The sequence below is a fragment of the Endozoicomonas sp. SESOKO2 genome (assembly GCF_024606245.1).
Taxonomy (GTDB): domain Bacteria; phylum Pseudomonadota; class Gammaproteobacteria; order Pseudomonadales; family Endozoicomonadaceae; genus Endozoicomonas_A.
Genome location: NZ_JAHHPQ010000739.1, coordinates 1 through 1,518 on the forward strand (window position 1 = coordinate 1; position 1,518 = coordinate 1,518).

General features: G+C 37.6%; 3 protein-coding genes. All 3 read left to right on the forward strand.

Going from position 1 to position 1,518, the window contains the following annotated elements; translation table 11 throughout:
- A partial coding sequence (locus KDK17_RS17570) for an ATP/GTP-binding protein (RefSeq protein WP_257288684.1) occupies positions 1-318 on the forward strand: 318 nt, incomplete at its 5' end.
- Entirely contained in the window at positions 305-1,021 is a 717-nt protein-coding gene (locus KDK17_RS17575; RefSeq protein WP_257280594.1) for an RloB family protein, read from the forward strand. The genes KDK17_RS17570 and KDK17_RS17575, both read left to right, overlap by 14 nt.
- A gap of 147 nt (positions 1,022-1,168) precedes the next feature.
- Positions 1,169-1,411 (forward strand): hypothetical protein, encoded by a 243-nt coding sequence (locus KDK17_RS17580; RefSeq protein WP_257274797.1) that lies wholly within the window; start codon positions 1,169-1,171, stop codon positions 1,409-1,411.
- The last annotated feature ends 107 nt before the right edge of the window (positions 1,412-1,518 follow it).

Sequence of the window (1,518 nt, forward strand, 5' to 3'; positions counted from 1 at the left end):
GAGCTACATAACAGCTTACATCCAAATATGGTTAAATTCTTAATCAAGTTATTTAATGATCAAAAGACAAATCCACATAATGCACAATTAGTATTTACAACACATGAAACTTCTGTCTTAGATCAACATGTGTTTAGGAGAGATCAGATTTGGTTTTGTAATAAAGATAAAAATCAATCGACAACGATTTATCCTTTAACAGATTTTAGCCCTAGAAAAGGTGTCTCTAATTTAGAGAAGGCATATCTATCAGGTCGTTATGGTGCTTTGCCGCTAGTAAGCAATTTTCAGTTTTTGGGGTCTAATGATGGGCAGTGAAGATTTATTTCACAAAAGAAAAGCTAGAAAAGCAGAGGATAATAAGAGAAATCAAGCTAAGAGAAAACCTTATGATAGAGCATTAATCGTTTCTGAAGGGGAAAAAACAGAGCCGTTTTATTTCGAAGAAATTAGATTGTTTCATGACCTTGACTCTGCAAATATTGAAATAGATGGTTCTTGTGACTCAAGCCCTATAAACGTAGTTAATTATGCTTACAATCTATATCGTAGAGAGCTTTTGTCAGGGGATACATATAATGTAATTTTTTGTATTTTTGATAGAGATCGGCACTCAACATTTTTCGATGCAATTCAGCGTGTTGACGAAATAAATACGGTACTTGCTAAAGACAAATTGGATGATGAAGTAAAATTCATTGCAATAACGTCAAATCCTGCTTTTGAGTTTTGGCTGTTGCTCCATTACAACGCTACGACAAAACCTTATGCTCCTACTCAAAAGAAGAGTGTAGCGGATCAAGCAATTGACGACTTAAGAAAATATCTGCCTGAGTACAAAAAAACTCAAAGAGGATTATATGAGAAATCAATAATTGAAGGAACATTAGCACCTGCTATTGCACACTCGTCAAGAATTTTTGCTAAAGCTAACCGAAATAATGATGCAGAATCCTGTACTAATGTACATGAACTTGTTGTTTACTTACAAAACATGAAGGAAATCAAGAACGACGCATAATCGGGTAAGAGTTTGTCTTTCTCCAACTTTCCCCACACCACTAGGGAAAAATCATGCCCCCCTGAGATCATTGGCCTGTAGCTTATATTTGCTTTCTTTTTAATACGTCTACGGTCTTATAATTGCGCATCAGGATAAGGCCACAGCATGAATGCTCACGATTTGATTTCACAACTCTTTATTATCAGTGACCCACGCCAAGCTTGGAAAGTCGACCACAAGCTAATCAGCTCTGCAGAGCTAACGGCTGAGCAATTGGGTAAGGCCAGCCGAGAGCATTGGCACACCGAGAATAAGCTTCACTGGAAACTCGATGTTGCGATGAAAGAAGACCAGAGTCGCATCCTAAGAAATGACGGAGCACAAATTTCAGGAGCCTGTCGGACTTGAGCGTGCGTAGCGAGGATTGCAAGAAATTGAGGATAAAAGTTTCTGATTCTGGGGAAAATAGCGAGCTATTTGACGAAGAAGCAGGAATTTTTAGACCAATTTATTGC

Coding starts and splice junctions, on each gene's coding strand:
- KDK17_RS17575 (WP_257280594.1), top strand. CDS start 305: ATGATGGGCAGTGAAGATTTATTTCACAAAAGAAAAGCTAGAAAAGCA.
- KDK17_RS17580 (WP_257274797.1), top strand. CDS start 1,169: ATGAATGCTCACGATTTGATTTCACAACTCTTTATTATCAGTGACCCA.